Here is a 1061-nt window from a genome sequence, read left to right as displayed (position 1 = left end):
GCCGCCTGGTTCGGCACGGCCGACAAGAACGGCTTCATGTACCGCAGCTGGATGAAGAACCAGGGCATCCCCGATCATGAGTTCCAGGGCAAGCCGATCATCGGCATCTGCAACACCTGGTCGGAGCTCACCCCCTGCAACGCCCATTTCCGCAAGCTCGCCGAGCACGTCAAGCAGGGCGTGCTGGAAGCCGGCGGCTACCCGGTGGAGTTCCCGGTGTTCTCCAACGGCGAGTCCAACCTGCGCCCCACCGCGATGTTCACCCGCAACCTGGCGAGCATGGACGTCGAGGAAGCGATCCGCGGCAACCCGCTGGACGCCGTGGTGCTGCTGGTGGGCTGCGACAAGACCACCCCGGCGCTGCTGATGGGCGCAGCGAGCTGTGACATCCCGACGATCGTGGTCACCGGCGGGCCGATGCTCAACGGCAAGCACGAGGGCAAGGACATCGGCTCGGGCACCGTGGTCTGGCGGCTCTCCGAGCAGGTCAAGGCCGGCGAGATCTCGCTTCACGACTTCATGGCCGCCGAGGCCGGCATGTCGCGCTCCGCCGGCACCTGCAACACCATGGGCACCGCCTCGACCATGGCCTGCATGGCCGAATCGCTGGGCACTTCGCTGCCGCACAACGCCGCGATCCCGGCGGTGGACTCGCGGCGCTACGTGCTCGCCCATCTCTCCGGCAACCGCATCGTCGAGATGGTCCACGAGGACCTGACCCTGTCGAAGGTGCTCACCAAGCAGGCGTTGGAGAACGCCATCCGCACCAACGCCGCCATCGGCGGCTCGACCAACGCGGTGATCCACCTCAAGGCCATCGCCGGGCGCATCGGCGTCGACCTGCCACTCGACGACTGGACCCGCATCGGCCGCGGCACGCCGACGATCGTCGACCTGCAGCCCTCCGGGCGTTTCCTGATGGAAGAGTTCTACTATGCCGGCGGCCTGCCCGCGGTGCTGCGCCGGCTCGGCGAGGCCGACCGGCTGCCCCACAAGGACGCCCTGACCGTCAACGGCCGCACGCTGTGGGACAACGTCAAGGACGCCCCGCAGTACAACGA

The 1061-nt window shown here is 68.0% G+C and carries 1 protein-coding gene; it reads left to right on the top strand.

The features are described 5' to 3' along the window. A partial coding sequence (locus tag HR9077_RS19110) for a dihydroxy-acid dehydratase (RefSeq protein ID WP_210725979.1) occupies positions 1-1061 on the top strand: 1061 nt, incomplete at both ends.

The organism is Modicisalibacter radicis (genome assembly GCF_900961225.1).
Lineage (GTDB): Bacteria > Pseudomonadota > Gammaproteobacteria > Pseudomonadales > Halomonadaceae > Modicisalibacter.
The sequence above is the reverse complement of the archived record's forward strand: the minus strand, read 5'-3'. Positions and strand labels throughout refer to the sequence as shown.